We start from the raw sequence: 16,680 nt of genomic DNA, 5'->3' as shown, positions 1-16,680 counted from the left end.
GCGACGAAACCTCCCCTACCCGCCCTTGCCGGAAGCGGCCGGCGGCGTGGCGGGCGTGGCGGGCGCCGCAGGCGTGGCGGGCGCCGCCTTCCCGTCCTTCGCCTTCGCCCACAGCGCGAGCAGCTCCGTCTCGCGCTCCGGAGGCAGGCCCGCGCGCATCTTGGCTCGGCGCTCCTCGGGGAGGCCCTTGAAGTACGCGAGCGTGTCGCGGACGGTGACGTCCACCGGGCGGAACTTGAGCCCCGTCTTCACGGCCTTCGCGTTGCTGCGCAGGTGCGTGCCCGCGGAGTTGCCCACAGGCGGCATGTAGATGGGGAGGCGCATGTCGCCCGTCTCGCCCTGCTTCTCCAGCCAGTCCGCGGGAATCCACGTCAACTTCGTGTCCTTGCCGGACACCTGGCGGCACGTGTCGAGCATGGCGCCCATCGTCCACGCCTGGCCCGGGCCCACGGCGTTGAAGACGCCATTGGTGTTGCCCTCGATGAGCAGCACCAGCCACTCGGCGAGGTCCCTCACGTCGATGATTTGCAGCGGGTCATTCGGCGTGCCCGGCGCGAGCATCTCCCCGCCCTTGTCGAAGCGCACCGGCCAGTACGTGAAGCGGTCCGAGCGGTCCTCGGGGCCGACGATGTAGCCCGGACGGACGTTGGCGACGCGGCCCGGCAGCGCGGCCTCGGCGGCCTCCTCGCACAGCCGCTTGAGGGCGCCGTAGAACTCGTACTCCTTGCCCATCGTCTCCAGCGTGGGGTCGGCCATCGTCGCGGTGGGGCCGCTCTCGTCCTCGTGCGGCGTCTTGTCGCTGGCGTACGCGGAGACGCTGGAGATGAAGAGGTACTGCTTCACGTTGGGCGCGAGCAGCTCCGCGGAGGCCTTGACGATGCGCGGGTAGTAACCGGACGTGTCCACCACCGCGTCCCACTTGCGGCCCTTGAGCGCCTTGAGCCCCTCGTCCTTGTTGGGGTCTCTGTCCCCGCGCAGCTTCTCCACGTTGGGGAAGAGCTCCGGGCGCGTCTTGCCGCGGTTGAACAGCGTCAGCGTGTGCCCGCGCGCCTGCGCCGCCTGCACCACGGCGGGGCCCAGGAAGCCGGTGCCCCCGAGGATGAGGATCTTCTTCTTCGGCCCCTTCTTCGGGGCGGCGCCCTTGTTGCCAGACGCGGCGAGGGCTTCGGGACCGAGCGCGAGCAGCGACGCGCCCGCGAGGGAGTACTGCAGGAACTTCCTGCGAGAAGAGGTCATGTGTGGCGGCTCCAGGGGGACTTGGAAGCGCTCGGGGGGAGCAGGCGAGGAACCATACGCCGGAAATTCCATTCCCGGTGCCGTGCACGTTCCCCTACCTGTCCCCCAGTGCCATCCCGAAGCCCACCGTCCACGTGACGCCATGCGCCCAGGCCGCGCCGGGTGGACGCAGGCCCTGGTAGAGCACCTCGGTGCTGGCGACGAAGGGGCCGCCGAGGGACACATGGGCCCGCAGCCCCACCGGCACGCCCAGGCGCGAGCCACCCTCCCAGGACATCAGCCCCACGCCCACGGTGGCCCGCAGGTCCACCCCGAGCGAGTACCCCGGCCGCCACGCCCACAGCGGAGGCGACTGCACCGCCAGCGCCCAGCCACCGGAGGGGTGCGGCCGCGCTCCCCCCTCCAGCCCATGCATCCAGTCCACCGACAGGGTCAGCGCATGGGGCAGCGGGAGCGAGGCGCGAAGCCCCGCGACGGGCGCCGTGCCGCGAGAGTCCCGGGAGACGCCCCCGAGCGCCTGCAGCGACAGCTCGGGCGAGGGCCGGAAGCCGAGCAGCGACAGGCCCGGCGCGTCCGGGGCGGACACCTCCTCGAACCGCGCCGCCGCCCACTCGAGGAAGGCCCGCGCGTACGCCACCGCGGAGGCGGCCCGCGCGTCCACGAAGGCCTCGGTGCTGGCGGTGTCCACCTGACGCACGCGGCCCCGCCAGCGGACCTCCGTGCGGCCGAAGGCATTGCCCACCGGGCCATAGACGCCGAACGTCCCCGGGCGCAGCGGGTCCGGCTCGGACCAGAAGGCGCTCCACGGAATCACCGTGCCATCGCGCGCCGTCAGCGACTGCGAGCGCACGGCCTCCAGCGTCTCACGCGCGAGGGCCACCTGCGCCTCGACGCCGGAGAGCGGAGTCACCTCGCGGGGAACCATCCGCGACAGCGCGGCGCCGAGGCCATGGTCCTCGAACCCGTCCCCGAGCCCGTGCATCACCGGCACCACGTGCGGCGGAGACGCCATGTCCTCGATGTGGTGCGCCAGGTGTCCCGCCCTGTCCCACGCGCGAGCCAGGTCCCCATGGCGCGCGGCCTCCAGCGCCTCGTCCCACAGGGCCTTCACGCGCGCATCCGAGCCCTCGCGCAGCGCCGAGTACAGGTGCCCGTCCGGCCGGTAGAAGTGGTGCCAGCCCGTCCACTTCACGTGGAGGTTGAGGTCCTCCGCGGTGGCCCCGTGCAGCACCGCGCTCCGGTGCTCCGCGAGCCCCGCGCCGCTGCCCTTCGCGACGGCCGCGTCGAGCGCGGCCCCGGTGAGCACGCGGTGGTCCTCCACGGAGAAGGCCTCCGCGCGCGGCGAGAGGCTCACAGCCAGGAGCAGCACGGAGGCAAGGAGGGCCCGAGTCACACAGCGCATCGTAGAGCACCCGAACCCCCGCCAGCGTCCCGGCGTTCCCCTGGTGCCTGCTCGCACGCCGTCCCTGCCGCCGGGCCCTACGCCGCCTCCGCCCCGGGTTCGTCGAAGCGCGCCAGGTACGCCCGCGCCAGGTGCAGGTTGTCGTGCTGCAGCGGGTGGAAGGACGGGCGCAGGTACTGCTTCAGCCCCTTCCACAGCACGCGCACGAGCACCGGGTCCTTCTTGTGGCCCCGCCACAGCTCGCGCAGCACGCCGCCCCAGCCCAGCCCGGGCTCCTGCCGCAGCAGCGTCACCGAGGCGGCGAGCCACAGGCCGAACAGCGACAGCGTGCCCATGAACAGCCCCGCCACGCGCAGCGCGTAGCCCGGGGCCACCTTCCGCAGCACGTCGAAGGCCACGGACTTGTGCTCGATTTCCTCCGCCGCATGCCACTCGATGAGCTGCTGCATCGCCGGGTGGCCGTCCGCGAACACGCCCAGCGTCAGCGTCTGCTCGCTCATGACGGCGGTGTAGTGCTCCAGCGCGGCCGTCATCGCCAGGCGCAGCGGGGGCGGAAAGTACGGGTCGATGAAGCCCCAGACGACGCGCTGGTACGCCGCCATGTAGCCGGAGAGCTTGTAGCCCTGTGACTCCAGCAACTCGATGTACGCCTGATGCTCGCGGGCGTGTTTGCCCTCCTGGGTGAAGAACGCCTTCACCTGGGCACGCAGCTCCGGCGCGTCCCCCAGGCGGTCCAGGTAGTGGTTGACGCTGCGGACGAAGAAGCGCTCGCCCTGGGGAAAGAGCATGTTGAGCCCGTTCCACAGGTGCGTGGAGCCCAGGCCATTGTGGTGCCACTGGCGGGGGAAGCTCGCGTCGAAGGTGAACTTGAGGTGCGTGCGCGGGCGGATGCGTCCGGGGTCGTACGGGGGGACCATGGAGGACTCGAGCATCGGAAGACCAGGAGGAGGATTCAAGGGAGGGCCGGGGCCGCGGGTCGTGCCCGACGGGCCGCCTCCGGAGCGAGCGCGGCCCGGAACGCGGTGAGCCGCTCACGTGAGTTGAAGGGGCCGCTGCCCGCGAGCGTGGTGAAGAAGCGCTTGCGCACGCCCGAGGGCGTCGCGCACAGCACCTCCGTCACGCAGAGGGCCACGCCGCCCCCCACCGCGGGGAGCGGTCGCATGGTGTTGAAGTACAGCGGTGGGTGCCGCGCCAGCGCCGCCTCGTCGTCCACCACGAGCGTCAGCTTGGACACGAGCGCATTGCCACACATCGCGGTGGCGACCTGCCGCAGCGCGGGGGTGTACGCGAAGCCATGCGTGGTGAGCGACGGCATCCACCACGGCAGCGACGGCGAGTAGAGCGTGGAGAAGACGTCCTCCAGCACGCCCCCCTCGTGCCGCGTCCGAGCCAGCATCGAGGCCACCTGCTCCGGCGTCACCGGGCCCTCGCGCGTGCGCGCCGGCACCACGGCGATGCGGATGCGCCGCCACTCCCGCTCCACGGAGGCCGGCGCGTCCGGCAGCACGGGCACCAGCAGCGTGGGGTTGTCACCACGCAGCAGCTCCGCTCCGGCGTGCCCCAGCGCCTCCAGGGTGGCGCAGCAGAGGTTGCGGAAGTCGAGCCGCTCCGGCAGCTCCACGCGCAGCAGCGGCGTGGGCTCGTCGGGGCCGGTGAGCCAGTCTCCCGGCTCCGTGCCCTGCCCCCGCCGGGGCAGCGCCGACGCGATGGCGAGGGACACGTCGGTCATCGACGTGCCGTCCATGACGAGGTGGTCGAAGCTCAGCTCCAGCGAGCCCGTCGTCCCGTCCACCCGCGCCCCCAGCCACGCGCCCGAGGCCAGCAGGTGGGACGTCCAGGCACTGCCACCTCGCGAGGCCCGGTCCACCAACACCTGAGGTCGCAGGCCCTCACGCCGCGCCTCCGCCAGCGTGCACACCGGGGCCCGTGCCAGCCGCGCGGCCACGGCCTCCGGCGTCAGCTCCGCGTCGTCCAGGGGCAGCCGCACCACCTGGAAGCCACCGCTTTCATGGGTGACGACGGCGGTGAGCGTGCCCGGGTCGGACACGGGCTGGCGCGCGTCGAAGCCCTCTCGGCCGAGCTCCGCCACCCAGACGTGCGTGGGCTGGTTGTGCCCCCGACCCCGGCTGTCCCGGTGCCAGCGCGCCACCCGGGCCAGCAGCGCCGCGGCCCAGGCGCCTCCGGTGGTGTCCACACCCAGCGGCTGCAGCGTCACCATGATGCGGCGCGAGCGCGGCTCCGTGGAGAGGAACCGCTCCCACGTCGTCAGCGCCGGCACCACGTCGGACTCGCGCCGTGCGGGGAAGAGACGCTGGAAGCCGTCGCACAGGCGCACCAGGGCGGACAGCGCCTCGCGGGCTACCGGGTGGAAGTGCGGGAACTTGTACGCCATGGCCGCGTGCACTCGCGCGGTGACGTCCTCGTCACGAGGCACAGCCAGGAGGGGGTGAAGGCCGGAACCGTCCATGTCGCACGTCCGTGAGGGTCAGCGGGGGATGACCCAATGCATCGGTTCCGTACTCTACTGGACATGAGACCTGTCCGGTCGCGTCAATTCATGATTTCTCTGTCAGGGCATGTCGGTGAAGCGGCCCCGTGCGAGGAAGACGTGGCCGTCGTCGATGACGATTTCGGCCCCTTCCGTGGCGCGCCACCGGGCGACGAGCGCCGCGATGTGCTCGGGAGTGACGGGCTGGATGTTGCCCAGTGGGGGCACCTCCACCAGCACCCAGTCGTAGACGGGCCTGCCCTCCGGCTGGGGGCTGCCCACGGCGTACACCTCGTCGCGCGAGGCCAGCGGCGTGACGAGGCTGCCTCCCAGTAGCGCCCTGCCCTCACGGTGGGTGGAGAGGAACTCCACCGCGCGCTCCACACTGGCCAGCCGGGCCTCGTTGCCCGGGCACATGGGCGGGTACGTAGAGGGAGACGCCAGCGTCCGGGTCAGCTGCTTGAGGTTGGACTCGTTGGTGGTGATGAGCAGCACGCCCGTCAGCACCAGCACCCACGCGGGCGGGCGGCGTCGCGCGAGCAGCATCGGCACCATCGCCACCACCAGCGCGGCGATGACGGGCGCGCCGTACTGGTGGCGCCACGCCATGCCCAGGAAACGGATGCCGAGCATGGGCAGCAGCACCAGCAACCACTTCCAGTCGGGCTTCAGTCGCTCGCGCCAGGCCCAGATGCCGAAGGGGAGGAACAGCAGCAGCAGCGTGCCCACGCGCGAGAGCTGGCGCGGCGCGAAGCGCTCGGCGAGGAACGGACCGAACCCTTCCTGCAGGCCGCGCTTGAGCCGCGCGCCGTAGTCCACGACGGGGCCAAAGCGGGGCCGCACGCCGATGACGAAGGCGAGCCACGCCACCGCCAGCAGCGCGATGCCCACCGCCAGTCGCCGGTCCCCGCGCAGCCACAGCGCCACCGCGAGCATGATGCCCACGTAGGGGAACTCCTCCTTGCATGCGAACAGCAGCACCAGCGACGCCACCAGCAGCGCGTTCTTCCGGAAGTGGAAGGCGAGGCCCAGCAGGATGAACGGCAGCATGGACCACGTGGTGGGGTGGACGGGGAACATCACTGCGTCCACTGTGCTGGGGCTCAAGAGCAGCAGCATGCACAGCAGGGCCGTGGACACGCGGTCCAACCGGCCGCGCACGTGGAGCCACAACAGCGGCGCCGTGGAGAGCAACACGAGCAGGGCTTCCGCTACGAGGGCGGCCCACATGGGCGACATCACCTCGACCAGCGGCCGGGCCAGCCACAACACCGGGTCGAAGTGGTCGTTGAAGATGCGAATCTGCCGCGCGCTGAGCCACGGGTTCGGGTCGTCGAACGACAGCCGTGCCAGGGCCTGGGTGTAGATGCCCAGGTCGTAGTGGGAGAAGCAGCCGTGCACGGACTGGAGCCAGATGGGCGCCACGACGAGCACGCCCCACACGATGAAGGGAAGGGCCAGCCCGAGCGCACCGAGGACGCGACGTGCGCGCCCGGCTCCGGGTTCAGCTTCTGTCGGGGTCATGATTCCACGTTCGACGGGTGAGACGAGCAGGGCCGCTCCTACCACGCGCGGGGGCCCTGCGCAGCACCGTGGACGTGCGTCAGCCCGTCGCGCGTCGCGCGGCCAGTGCGCCCTGGACGCCCAGGCCCAGCAACTTGGAGTAGCGGGACAGGCGCGCCTGGAAGCGGCGCTCGCTGCGGCCCCAGTACAGGAGCACGGAGCGCGAGGCGTCCTCGGCGTGGCACAGGTGGATGCCGAACTCGTCCTTGGTGCCAATCCAGTCCGGGTGGTGACGGCGCTCGACGCGCAGGACGGTGTAGCGCTCCAGGGGCTCGTTCCACGTCTTGTCGCGAAGGGCCCCGCCGCCGGACTGGCGGACCTGTGAGGACGTCACCTCGACCTCCAGCCGCGTGAGGATGCAGCTCAGGGTGCCTGCCACACTGAACAGCCCGCCGAGGAAGAACACGATGGAGAACCACCAGTTCTCCAGGAGGGCGGTGAAGGACAGCCCCCGGTCCAACACGTACGCCGCCGGAATCACGCAGAACCAGGTGCCGATGAGGACCGCGTAGACGACGTCCCCGAGCAGTGGCCGCCAGATGAAACGCAGTGGCAGGTGGCCGCCCATGTCGACGCTCGGAGGGGCCTGGGTGTTCACCTCGAAGAATCGCATGGGGCGGCGCCTCCTCGGACTTCGGGGGGTGAAGGGTCGGCCTCTCTCTAAAGGGGAGCATGCGCGCGGGGGCCATGTCCAGTCGGGGCAATCCGCTACACGCCGCGTGAGTCCACCCTCCAACCACCTGACAGGACACGTGCGCGGGACTGGCCTCCGAAGGTGGGCTCTGGGAAGAATGCGCGTCCCATGAGCAACGAGCGCGTCATCTTCGGCAACACGGTGGACAGCCTCTACCGCAGGACGCTCGACGCGGACCTCGCGCCGGAGCTGAGGGCACGGCTCAAGGCGCTGGGCATGGACCTGGACGCGCCGCTGCTCGCGGCCTACCCCCACCCCGTCTGGGTGCGCTGCCTCGACGAGGTGGGCCGCACCCTCCACCCGGACCTGCCGCTCGACGAGGCCCGGCGGCGGCTCGCCCGGCGCATGATTGAAGGCTACGCCCAGACGCTCATGGGCGCCGCCGTGCTCGCCATGGCGCGGGTGCTCGGGCCCATGCGGTCGCTGTCGCGGATGACGCACAACTTCCGCAGCGGCAACAACTTCACCGAGACGCGCCTCACCGTCGTGGGCCCCGCCAGCGCCGACCTCTGGTTCAACGAGCCCGAAGTCACCGAGGGCTTCGTCGAGGGCGTCCTCGAGGAGGGCCTCCACCGCATCGGCGTGCAGGGCCTCACCCTCGCCAGGGACAGGCACGGCCCCGAGTCCTGCACCTACCGCGTCCAGTGGGATGACTCCTCCGCGCGCTGACCCTCCCCTCCCGGAAAAGCCCTCGCCATGCCCCGCCTCCTCGACACCCTCCCCGTGCTCTACCGGGACCTCCTCCCCGCCTTCTTCCACCAGGACGTCCCCGACGAGACGAAGGCCACCTGCTCCAACTGCGCCATGTGCAAGGAGAACGCGCCGGGCGCCGTCGACGCCGTGGACGGGGTGAGCCGCTTCTTCCGGCCCGACACCAAGTGCTGCACCTACTCGCCGCGCCTGCCCAACTACCTCGTGGGCGCGCTGCTCTCCGACGAGCGACCCGAACTGGCGGAAGGCCGGCGCCGCATGGAGGAGAAGCTGGCCAGCCGCATCGGCGTGACACCGCAGTGGGTTCGGCCGCCGGCGAAGTTCCACTTCCTCTACAAGAACGGGCACCAGTTCTTCGGCCGGGCCGCGTCGCTGCGCTGCCCCTACTTCGCCGTGGACACCGGCGGCTGCACCATCTGGCCCTACCGCGAGGCCGTCTGCTCCACCTTCTTCTGCAAGTACGTGGCAGGCGCCGACGGCCGCAAGTTCTACATGTCCATGAAGACGTACCTCACGCTGGCGGAAATCCAGCTCTCGCGCTGGGCGGCCCTCGAGCTGCTTCCGGACTACGTCCTCTCAGGGCAGGACCGCGCGGAGACGCAGGCCGTCCCGCTGAGCGTGGAGGACCTGGACGACACCGCGCCGCCCGCGAAGGCCTACGCGGAGCTGTGGAAGGGGTACGTCGGACTCGAGGCGGACTACTACCGCGAATGCTACCGCCTGGTGCGCGAGCTGCCCGCGGACGGGCTGGAGAGGCTGCTCGGCCTGGACGGCACGATTGAGCTGAAGACGCTGGAGAAGCTCCACGACACCGCCGTGTCGCCGAAGCTGCCGCGCACCCTCAAGTTCAACGCCGACGCCACCGTGCAGTGGATGCAGGACGGCAGCGTCGCCCTGGGCGCGTACAGCGACTTCGACGCCCTGGCCCTGCCCGGCGAGGCGTACGGCCTGCTGGTGGAGTTCACCGGCCGCGAGCCCGTGGACGCCGTGCGCCACCACCTGCGCGAGCACAAGCAGGCGGACCTCTCCGAGGACGTGCTGCTGGAGCTGTACCGCCACCGCATCCTCGTGGAGGCGTGAGAGCGGAGCTCGCGACTACGGCTGCCCGGACAGCGCGCCCAGCTCGCGCAGCAGCCGGACGGCCGCGTGCGTCTGGCGCCAGGGGAAGACGGTGCCGGCGAGGTGCTCGGCCAGCCACGCGCAGAAGCCCGGGTCGCCCGCGCCCAGCCACGCGGCCCACTCGGACAGCTCGGCCTCGGTGGACTCCCAGGCGCGGCGGTAGGCGCTGGCCGCGGCCATGACCTCCGACACCGCGTGGGTGAAGGCGTCCAGCACGGCCCGCAGCTCCAGCGGCGCGCCCGGCTCGCTGCCGCGCGACTCGCGCAGCCGGCCCACGTGGACCAGCAGGCCCTGCTCCAGCGCGGCGGCGGTGCCCAGCCGGGCCTGCGCGCCGCGCAGCAACAACTGGAGGTCCTCGCCAATCTCGCGCAGCAGCTCCTCGTTGGAGCGGGCCACGGGACGGCTCAGCCGCGTGCAGACGGCCTGCCACAGGTTGCTGTAGCCCAAAAGCTCCGCCACGCTCCGGCGCACGTGCGGCGGGACGCGGTCGAGGAAGTCGAGCGCGCACGTGCGGGCCGCATTCACCAGGGGCCCCGCGTCGGAGCCGCCCTTCGTCAGCTGCAGCAACCGCCACGCCCACTGGAGTGACTGCTCGGTGGAGCGGAACAGCGCCTCACAGCCCACGCCCAGCGCACCCGCGTGGCTCGTGTCCACGAACGGAGAGGCGACCACGGCGGGGGTGGGGGCGGCGGGCGGCAGCTCGGCCCGGGGTGCCTCACCGGGAGTCGCGGTCTCGGTGCCGCGGTCGTCCGTGCGCCGGTCCGGCCCGGAGCCCGAATCGCGTCCCGACGAACCGCTGTCCAGCCACATGCCGCGCCTCCCGAAGCTCAAATGGCGGACTCCTGGTATCGCATGCCGCACCCACAACCTCCAGACCCCCTCCCCGCACGGACACGTCCGGACGGGAGGGGCCCCGGGCCGGGGACGGCGGGGTACGGGCTCCTGACGCCCAAGCGGCCCGGCGGATTCAACGCAGCCCGGGCCCCGGAAGCCAGGGAAGCGACGGCGCCCCCCGGTGCGGGTGGCACCGGAGGGCCACGGACCCGACGCGTCAGGTCGTCCCCGCCTCAGTGCAGGGTCCGCTTCAGCCGGCTGAGCCGCTCGTGGGTCCGCTTCTGCGCGGGCAGCAATTCCATCCGCACGAAGCGCCGGGCCTCGCCGTGCACCTGGTCCAGCCCCCCCTGGTAGTCGTTGAGGCCGTGATCCTCGCCCTCCTCCAGCGCCTGGATTGCCGCCTTCTCCCCGAGCAGATCCGCGCCTCCCTGGACGAGCTTCGCGAAGCCGCCCCACACGCCCGAGCCCTCCGAGGGCTCACCGCCCATCTTCCGGATGCGGTCCTTCAGTTCCTCCACCCGGTGCTCGTGGTCGTGCTGGCAGTCCTCCAGCGCGCCGCGAAGCCGGTCGTCCGACACGTGCCCCAGTGCCTGGCGGTACGTCTCCACCGCGGAGATTTCCCCTCGAAGGAAGGTATTGAGCGTGTCGACATCCTTGCCGATGTTCGCCATGGACGGCCTCCTGCTTGAGCGTGGTAACCGCGCGAAGGTGGTGCCGGCCCCGGCGGGCGGCGAGGCCCGCTCCCTCGTACGCCCAACCCCCTGGGGCGGGTGGCGCGCACGGCCGGCTGCCCTATTTGCAAGAATGCGCTCGGACTGTGAATATGCCGCGCACGCGACGTCACGCGCGACCCACTCCCCGGCCATGATTCGACAGCCAGAACCACACCCCAGCGCGGCCCGGTGCCGTGCGTCCCGTCTTCCACTCCGCGTCGCAGCCCCATCTCGGAGGCCGCGTACCCGCGCTGGGACGGAGTGCTGTCAGGGGTGACATGCAGGCTTCACCCGTCGTCACTCCCCTTGAGCCTGTTTCATCTGTTCTAAACGCCCTGTCTCAATTATCGGGCCCTCACGGGAAGGCCCATCACCTGGGCTTCTCGAACAGCCCGTGTCTCCCTGGGAAACACGGCGCTGCTACCGCGATACATTTCTAGGAGGCGTCGTGCCCACCGGTCTCCCTTCGGACCTGGATTCCCGCTGTGACACGCTCGTGGAGCTGCTCCGTTTCCGCGCCGAGCGGCAGCCGGACCAGCGTGGCTTCACCTTCCTCGTCGACGGCGACGAGGAGGAAGCGCACCTCACGTACGCGGAGCTGGACCGGAAGGCGCGCGCCATCGCCGCGGCCTTGCAGGCGCGGGGCGCGCAGGGCCAGCGGGCCCTGCTGCTGTACCCGCCGGGGCTGGACTACATCGCCGGCTTCTTCGGCTGCCTCTACGCGGGCGTCATCGCCGTCCCCATCTACCCGCCGGACCCGATGCGCCTGGGCCGCACCCTGCCCCGCCTGCTGGCCATCAGCCAGGACGCGCAGGCCACCGTCGCCCTCACCACCGACTTCATCCTCGGCATGGGGGAGATGCTCTTCGAGCAGGCGCCGGAGCTGCGCGAGCTACACTGGCTGGCCACGGACACGCTGGACGAGTCCACCGGCGAGGCGTGGAAGCACCCGGGGGCGACGGCCAGCACCACCGTCTTCCTCCAGTACACCTCGGGCTCCACGTCGTCGCCCAAGGGCGTGGTGCTCAGCCACGCCAACCTGATGCACAACCTGGGGCTGATCCACGGGTGCTTCGGGCACTCGAAGAGCAGCCAGGGCGTCATCTGGCTGCCGCCGTACCACGACATGGGCCTCATCGGCGGCATCCTCCAGCCGCTCTACGGTGGCTTCCCGGTGGTGTTGATGTCGCCGGTGGACTTCCTCAAGCGCCCGCTGCGCTGGCTGAAGGCGGTGTCGCGCTACGGGGCCACCACCAGCGGCGGGCCCAACTTCGCCTACGACCTGTGCATCCGGAAGGTGACGCCGGAGGAGCGCGCCGCGCTCGACTTGAGCAAGTGGGACCTGGCCTTCAACGGCGCCGAGCCGCTCCAGCCGGAGACGCTGCGCCGCTTCGCGGAAGTGTTCGGCCCGTGCGGCTTTAAGATGGAGGCCTTCTACCCCTGCTACGGCCTGGCGGAGGGCACCCTCATCGCCTCGGGTGGCCTCAAGCCGGAGGCGCCGGTGCTGCGCACCGTGGACGCCGCCGCGCTGAAGAGCCACCGCGTCCAGCCGTCCCAGCCGGAGCTCCCGGGCGCGCAGACGCTGGTGGGCTCGGGGCGCAACCTGGACGGACAGAAGCTCCTCATCGCCCACCCGGAGACGGGGGCGCCGCTCGCGCCGGGGCAGGTGGGTGAGGTCTGGGTGTCCGGCCCCAGCGTGGCGCAGGGCTACTGGAACCGCCCGGAGCAGACGGCGGCGGCCTTCGGCGCGAAGGCGCCCGGGGATGACGCGCGCTACCTGCGCACGGGCGACCTGGGCTTCCTGGACGGCGGCGAGCTGTATGTCACCGGCCGCCTGAAGGACCTCATCATCATCCGCGGCCGCAACCACTACCCGCACGACATCGAGCGCACGGTGGAGCCGGTGCACCCCGCGCTGCGGCCGGGCTGTGGCGCCACCTTCTCCGTCGACAAGGACGGCGAGGAGCGGCTCGTGGTGGTCCAGGAAGTGGACCGCCGCGCCGTGGAGTCGGGCAGCGTGGACCTGGAGGCCGTCTCCACCTCCATCCGCCAGGCCGTCGCGGAAGCACACGAGCTGCAAGTCTACGCAGTGGTGCTCATCCAGGGCGGCAGCCTGCCCAAGACGTCCAGCGGCAAGATTCAGCGCTTCGCCACCCGCGCGGACTTCCTCGCCGGCGGTCTGGAGGTGCTGCACCAGAGCGTGCTCGACACGCCGGCCGCGGCGCCTGTCGCGCCGGCCCGCACGGAGCAGGCCGCGCCCGCCCACGAGGCCCCGGCCGCCGCTCCCGCGCGTGAGCCCAGCTTCATCCAGAAGGCGCTGACGGCCGTGACGGACCCCGGGGCGCGCCGCGCGCTCCTGTCGGTGTTCCTCCAGGAGCAGGCCGCCGCGGTGCTGCGCCTGCCCGCGTCACAGGTGGATGCGAAGAGCCCTCTCCACGTGTACGGCGTGGACTCGCTGATGGCCATCGACTTCAAGAGCGCGCTCGACGCGGGCCTCGGCATCGACGTCCCGCTGGGCGGCATCCTCCAGGGCGACTCGCTGGAGAAGCTGGCGGACACCGTGCTGGCGCTGCTCGCCGCGCCGAAGACGCAGGCCTCGGGCCCGGCCGTCGCGGCGCACGAGAGCACCGGTGACGCCCCACTGTCCGGCGGCCAGCAGGCGCTGTGGTTCCTGCACCAGCTCGCGCCCGGCAGCGCCGCGTACCACGTGCCCGTCGCGGTGCGCGTGAAGGCCGCGCTGGACGTGGACTCCCTGCGCCGCGCCTTCGACACGCTCGTCGCCCGCCACCCCGCGCTGCGCACCACCTTCGCCATGACGGCGTCCGGCCCGGTGCAGCGCATCCACGCCGAGCTGCCGCTGGACTTCGAGACGGTGGACGCCAAGGGCTGGGACGACGCCGCCCTGCGCGAGCGCCTCTCCGCCGAGGCCCGCCGCCCGTTCGACCTGGAGGCCGGTCCGCTGTTGCGCGTGCGCCTGTACTCGCGCGCGGCGGATGACCACGCACTGCTGCTGGCGATGCACCACATCGTCACCGACTTCGGCTCGCTGGCCGTCATCGCGGAGGAGCTGGAGACGCTCTACCCCGCCCTGCGCGCCGGGAAGAACCTGGCGCTGCCGAAGCCCTCGCGCACCTACGCGGACTTCGCGCGCTGGCAGGCGGAGCTATTGGCCAGTCCTCGCGGCGCGGCGCTGGAGCGCTACTGGCGCGAGCAGCTCGCCGGCCCGCCGCCGGTGCTGGACCTCCCCACGGACCACCCGCGTCCGCCCGTGCAGACGTACGCCGGCCGCGTCCACACCGAGCGCCTGGACACGCAGCTCACCGCGTCCCTCAAGGCGCTGGCGCGCGAGCAGGGCGCCACGCTGAACATGCTGTTGCAGGCGGCCTTCCAGGTGCTGCTGCACCGCTACACCGGGCAGGACGACTTCACGGTGGGCGTGGTGAGCGCTGGCCGTCACCGTTCGGAGCTCGCCACCGTGGCGGGCTACTTCGTCAACCCGCTGGTGGTGCGCACGCGGCCGTCCGCCGCGCTGCCCTTCACGGACTACCTCGCGTCCACGCGGCGCACGGTGCTGGAGGCGCTGGAGCACCAGGACCAGCCCTTCAACGTGCTGGTGGACAAGCTCCAGCCGGTGAGGGACCACAGCCGCTCGCCGCTCTTCCAGGTCATGTTCGTGTACCAGCGCGCCGCGCGCCTGGACGAGCGTGGGCTGACGGCCTTCGCCCTCGACCTGCCGGGCGCGCGCGCCGAGCTGGCCGGGCTGCCGCTGGAGTCGCTGCCGCTGGACCACGGCGGCGCGCAGTTCGACCTCACGCTCACCATGGGTGAAGCCGCCAACGCGCTGGTCGCGTCCTTCGAGTACAACACCGACCTCTTCGAGGCGGGCACCATCGCTCGCATGGCCGGCCACCTGCGCACGCTGCTCGCCGGCCTCGTGGCCGACCCGCGCCGCGCCCTGGCGGACCTGCCGCTGATGCCGGAGGCGGAAGCGCAGCAGCTCCTGAAGATGCAGGCTGGCCCGCGCGTGTCGCTGGACGGCTCGCTGCTCCCCGCCCTCTTCGCCTCGCAGGCGGCGCGCACGCCAGATGCGGCGGCGGTGATGTTCCGCGAGCAGCAGCTCAGCTACCGCGAACTGCGCCAGCGTGCGGGCTTCCTCTCCGCGTGGCTGCGCGAGCAGGGCGTGGGCCCGGGCTCCATCGTGGGCCTGTGCCTGGAGCGCTCGGTGGAGATGGTGGCCGCGGTGCTGGGCGTGCTCTCCACGGGCGCGGCCTACGTGCCCATCGACCCGGCGTACCCGGTGGAGCGGCTGGCCTTCATCCTCTCCGACGCGGGCACCCCGCTGCTGCTCACCCAGTCCACGCTGCACGGCCAGCTCGCGTCGCACGCGGGCAGCGGCGCGGTGCGGGTGGTGAGCCTGGACACCGAGCTGGACTGGAGCGCGGCGGCGTCCGCCACCGTGCCGGAGCCGGTACCTGTCCGGGCGGAGGACCTGGCGTGCCTCGTGTACACGTCCGGCTCCACGGGCCAGCCCAAGGGCGTGATGCTGGAGCACGGCGGGCTCGCCAACCTCGTGCGCTCCTTCGTGGAGTCCTACGCGCCGGGTGAGAAGGACCGGATGCTGCCGCTCACCTCGGTGGCGTCGGCCAGCTTCGTGGGCGAGGTGCTGCCTCCGCTGTGCACGGGCGCGGCGCTGGTGCTGCCCACCGAGGAGGAGGTGCTGGACGCGGAGCTGCTGCTGGGCCTCATCGCCCGGCACCACATCAGCATCGTCAGCACGGTGCCCGCGGTCATCGCCGGCCTCAACGCGCGCAAGGACACGCTGCCGCCGGTGCGGCTGGTGCTCAGCGGCGGCGAGGCGCTGGTCGCGCGCGATGTGGAAGCGCTGCTGGACACCACCACGGTGGTCAACGGCTACGGCCTCACCGAGACGACGGTCTGCACCACGTACCACCACCTGCGCCCGGAGGACCTCGAGAGCCGCGCGTGGATGCCCATCGGCAAGCCCATCATCAACACGGACGTGTACGTGCTGGACGCTCAGCGCCGACCCGTGCCGGTGGGCTGCGCGGGCGAGCTGTACGTGGGTGGCCTGGGCGTGGCGCGCGGCTACTGGCGCCGCCCGGAGCTGACGGCGGAGCGCTTCGTCGCCAACCCCTTCCGTCCCGGTGAGCGCATGTACCGCACCGGCGACGTGGCCCGGTGGCTGCCCGACGGCGTGCTGGAGTACCTGCACCGCGCCGACGACCAGGTGAAGATTCGCGGCTTCCGCATCGAGCTGGGCGAGGTGGAGGCCGCCGTGCGCCGCCACCCCGCCGTGCGCGATGCCTTCGTCACGGCGCGCGAGGACTCCCCGGGAGACCGGCGCCTCGTGGCCTACGTGGTGCTCACCGAGCCCGCGCCCACCAGCAGCGACCTGCACGGCTTCCTCTCGGAGTCGCTGCCGCCGTACATGGTGCCGTCCGCGTTCATGGTGCTGCCCGCGCTGCCGCTGACGCCCAACGGCAAGGTGGACACGCGCGCCCTGCCGGTGCCGGAGGGCGAGCGTCCCGCGCTGGCCGCCGCCTACGCCCCGCCGGAGAGCGAGCTGGAGCGGCGCATCGCCACCATCTGGGCGCAGGTGCTCAAGGTGAGTGACGTGGGCCTCCACGACAACTTCTTCGAGCTGGGTGGCAACTCCATGCTCATCGCCCAGGCGCACCGCCGCCTGCGCGAGGAGCTGGGCGCGAACCTGGCGCTGGTGGACCTCTTCAAGCTCACCACCGTCAACGCGCTGGCCCGGCACCTCGGCAACGCGGAAGGCGGCGCCGAGGACGCGAAGGAGCAGGCCCAGTCCATCAAGGACGAGGCCGAGCGGCGCAGGGCCGCCATGGGCCGCCGGCAGCAGGCCGCGCGCGGACGTGGGCCCCGTAAGTAAGAATTC

The 16,680-nt window shown here is 71.9% G+C and carries 11 protein-coding genes; 3 read left to right on the top strand and 8 right to left on the bottom strand.

The features are described from left to right. Positions 1 to 15: 15 nt before the first annotated feature. From G4D86_RS31875 to G4D86_RS31850, 6 genes are all read right to left on the bottom strand, one after another. Entirely contained in the window at positions 16 to 1,236 is a 1,221-nt protein-coding gene (locus tag G4D86_RS31875; protein WP_163997860.1) for an NAD-dependent epimerase/dehydratase family protein, read from the bottom strand. Positions 1,237 to 1,330: 94 nt separating this feature from the next. Then, the gene (locus G4D86_RS31870; protein WP_240360581.1) at positions 1,331 to 2,629 is read right to left on the bottom strand and encodes a phospholipase C/P1 nuclease family protein; all 1,299 of its coding nucleotides are present in this window, start codon (positions 2,627 to 2,629) and stop codon (positions 1,331 to 1,333) included. 86 nt (positions 2,630 to 2,715) lie between these two features. Beyond that, positions 2,716 to 3,555 (bottom strand): metal-dependent hydrolase, encoded by an 840-nt coding sequence (locus G4D86_RS31865; protein WP_163997859.1) that lies wholly within the window; start codon positions 3,553 to 3,555, stop codon positions 2,716 to 2,718. A 35-nt stretch (positions 3,556 to 3,590) separates the two neighbouring features. Then, entirely contained in the window at positions 3,591 to 5,030 is a 1,440-nt protein-coding gene (locus G4D86_RS31860; RefSeq protein WP_240360580.1) for a hypothetical protein, read from the bottom strand. A 177-nt stretch (positions 5,031 to 5,207) separates the two neighbouring features. Beyond that, positions 5,208 to 6,650 (bottom strand): DUF2079 domain-containing protein, encoded by a 1,443-nt coding sequence (locus G4D86_RS31855; RefSeq protein WP_163997857.1) that lies wholly within the window; start codon positions 6,648 to 6,650, stop codon positions 5,208 to 5,210. Positions 6,651 to 6,729: 79 nt separating this feature from the next. Further along, a complete protein-coding gene (locus G4D86_RS31850) occupies positions 6,730 to 7,302 on the bottom strand; it encodes a hypothetical protein (protein WP_163997856.1) in 573 nt (190 codons plus the stop codon). Positions 7,303 to 7,491: 189 nt separating this feature from the next. Between G4D86_RS31850 and G4D86_RS31845 the strand changes: the two genes are divergently transcribed. Both G4D86_RS31845 and G4D86_RS31840 read left to right on the top strand, forming a co-directional pair. After that, on the top strand, positions 7,492 to 8,052 hold the full coding sequence (locus G4D86_RS31845) for a DUF2378 family protein (RefSeq protein WP_163997855.1): 561 nt from the start codon (positions 7,492 to 7,494) through the stop codon (positions 8,050 to 8,052). 27 nt (positions 8,053 to 8,079) lie between these two features. Next, a complete protein-coding gene (locus G4D86_RS31840) occupies positions 8,080 to 9,174 on the top strand; it encodes a hypothetical protein (protein ID WP_163997854.1) in 1,095 nt (364 codons plus the stop codon). Positions 9,175 to 9,189: 15 nt separating this feature from the next. Here G4D86_RS31840 and G4D86_RS31835 read toward each other — a convergent pair whose 3' ends face one another. Then, a complete protein-coding gene (locus tag G4D86_RS31835; protein WP_163997853.1) occupies positions 9,190 to 10,023 on the bottom strand; it encodes a hypothetical protein in 834 nt (277 codons plus the stop codon). A gap of 257 nt (positions 10,024 to 10,280) precedes the next feature. Beyond that, positions 10,281 to 10,718 (bottom strand): DUF2383 domain-containing protein, encoded by a 438-nt coding sequence (locus G4D86_RS31830; protein ID WP_163997852.1) that lies wholly within the window; start codon positions 10,716 to 10,718, stop codon positions 10,281 to 10,283. A gap of 490 nt (positions 10,719 to 11,208) precedes the next feature. Between G4D86_RS31830 and G4D86_RS31825 the strand changes: the two genes are divergently transcribed. After that, a complete protein-coding gene (locus tag G4D86_RS31825) occupies positions 11,209 to 16,674 on the top strand; it encodes a non-ribosomal peptide synthetase (RefSeq protein WP_163997851.1) in 5,466 nt (1,821 codons plus the stop codon). Positions 16,675 to 16,680: the final 6 nt, after the last annotated feature.

The sequence above is a fragment of the Pyxidicoccus caerfyrddinensis genome (genome assembly GCF_010894405.1).
GTDB classification, from domain to species: Bacteria; Myxococcota; Myxococcia; order Myxococcales; family Myxococcaceae; genus Myxococcus; species Myxococcus caerfyrddinensis.
The sequence above is the reverse complement of the archived record's forward strand: the minus strand, read 5'-3'. Positions and strand labels throughout refer to the sequence as shown.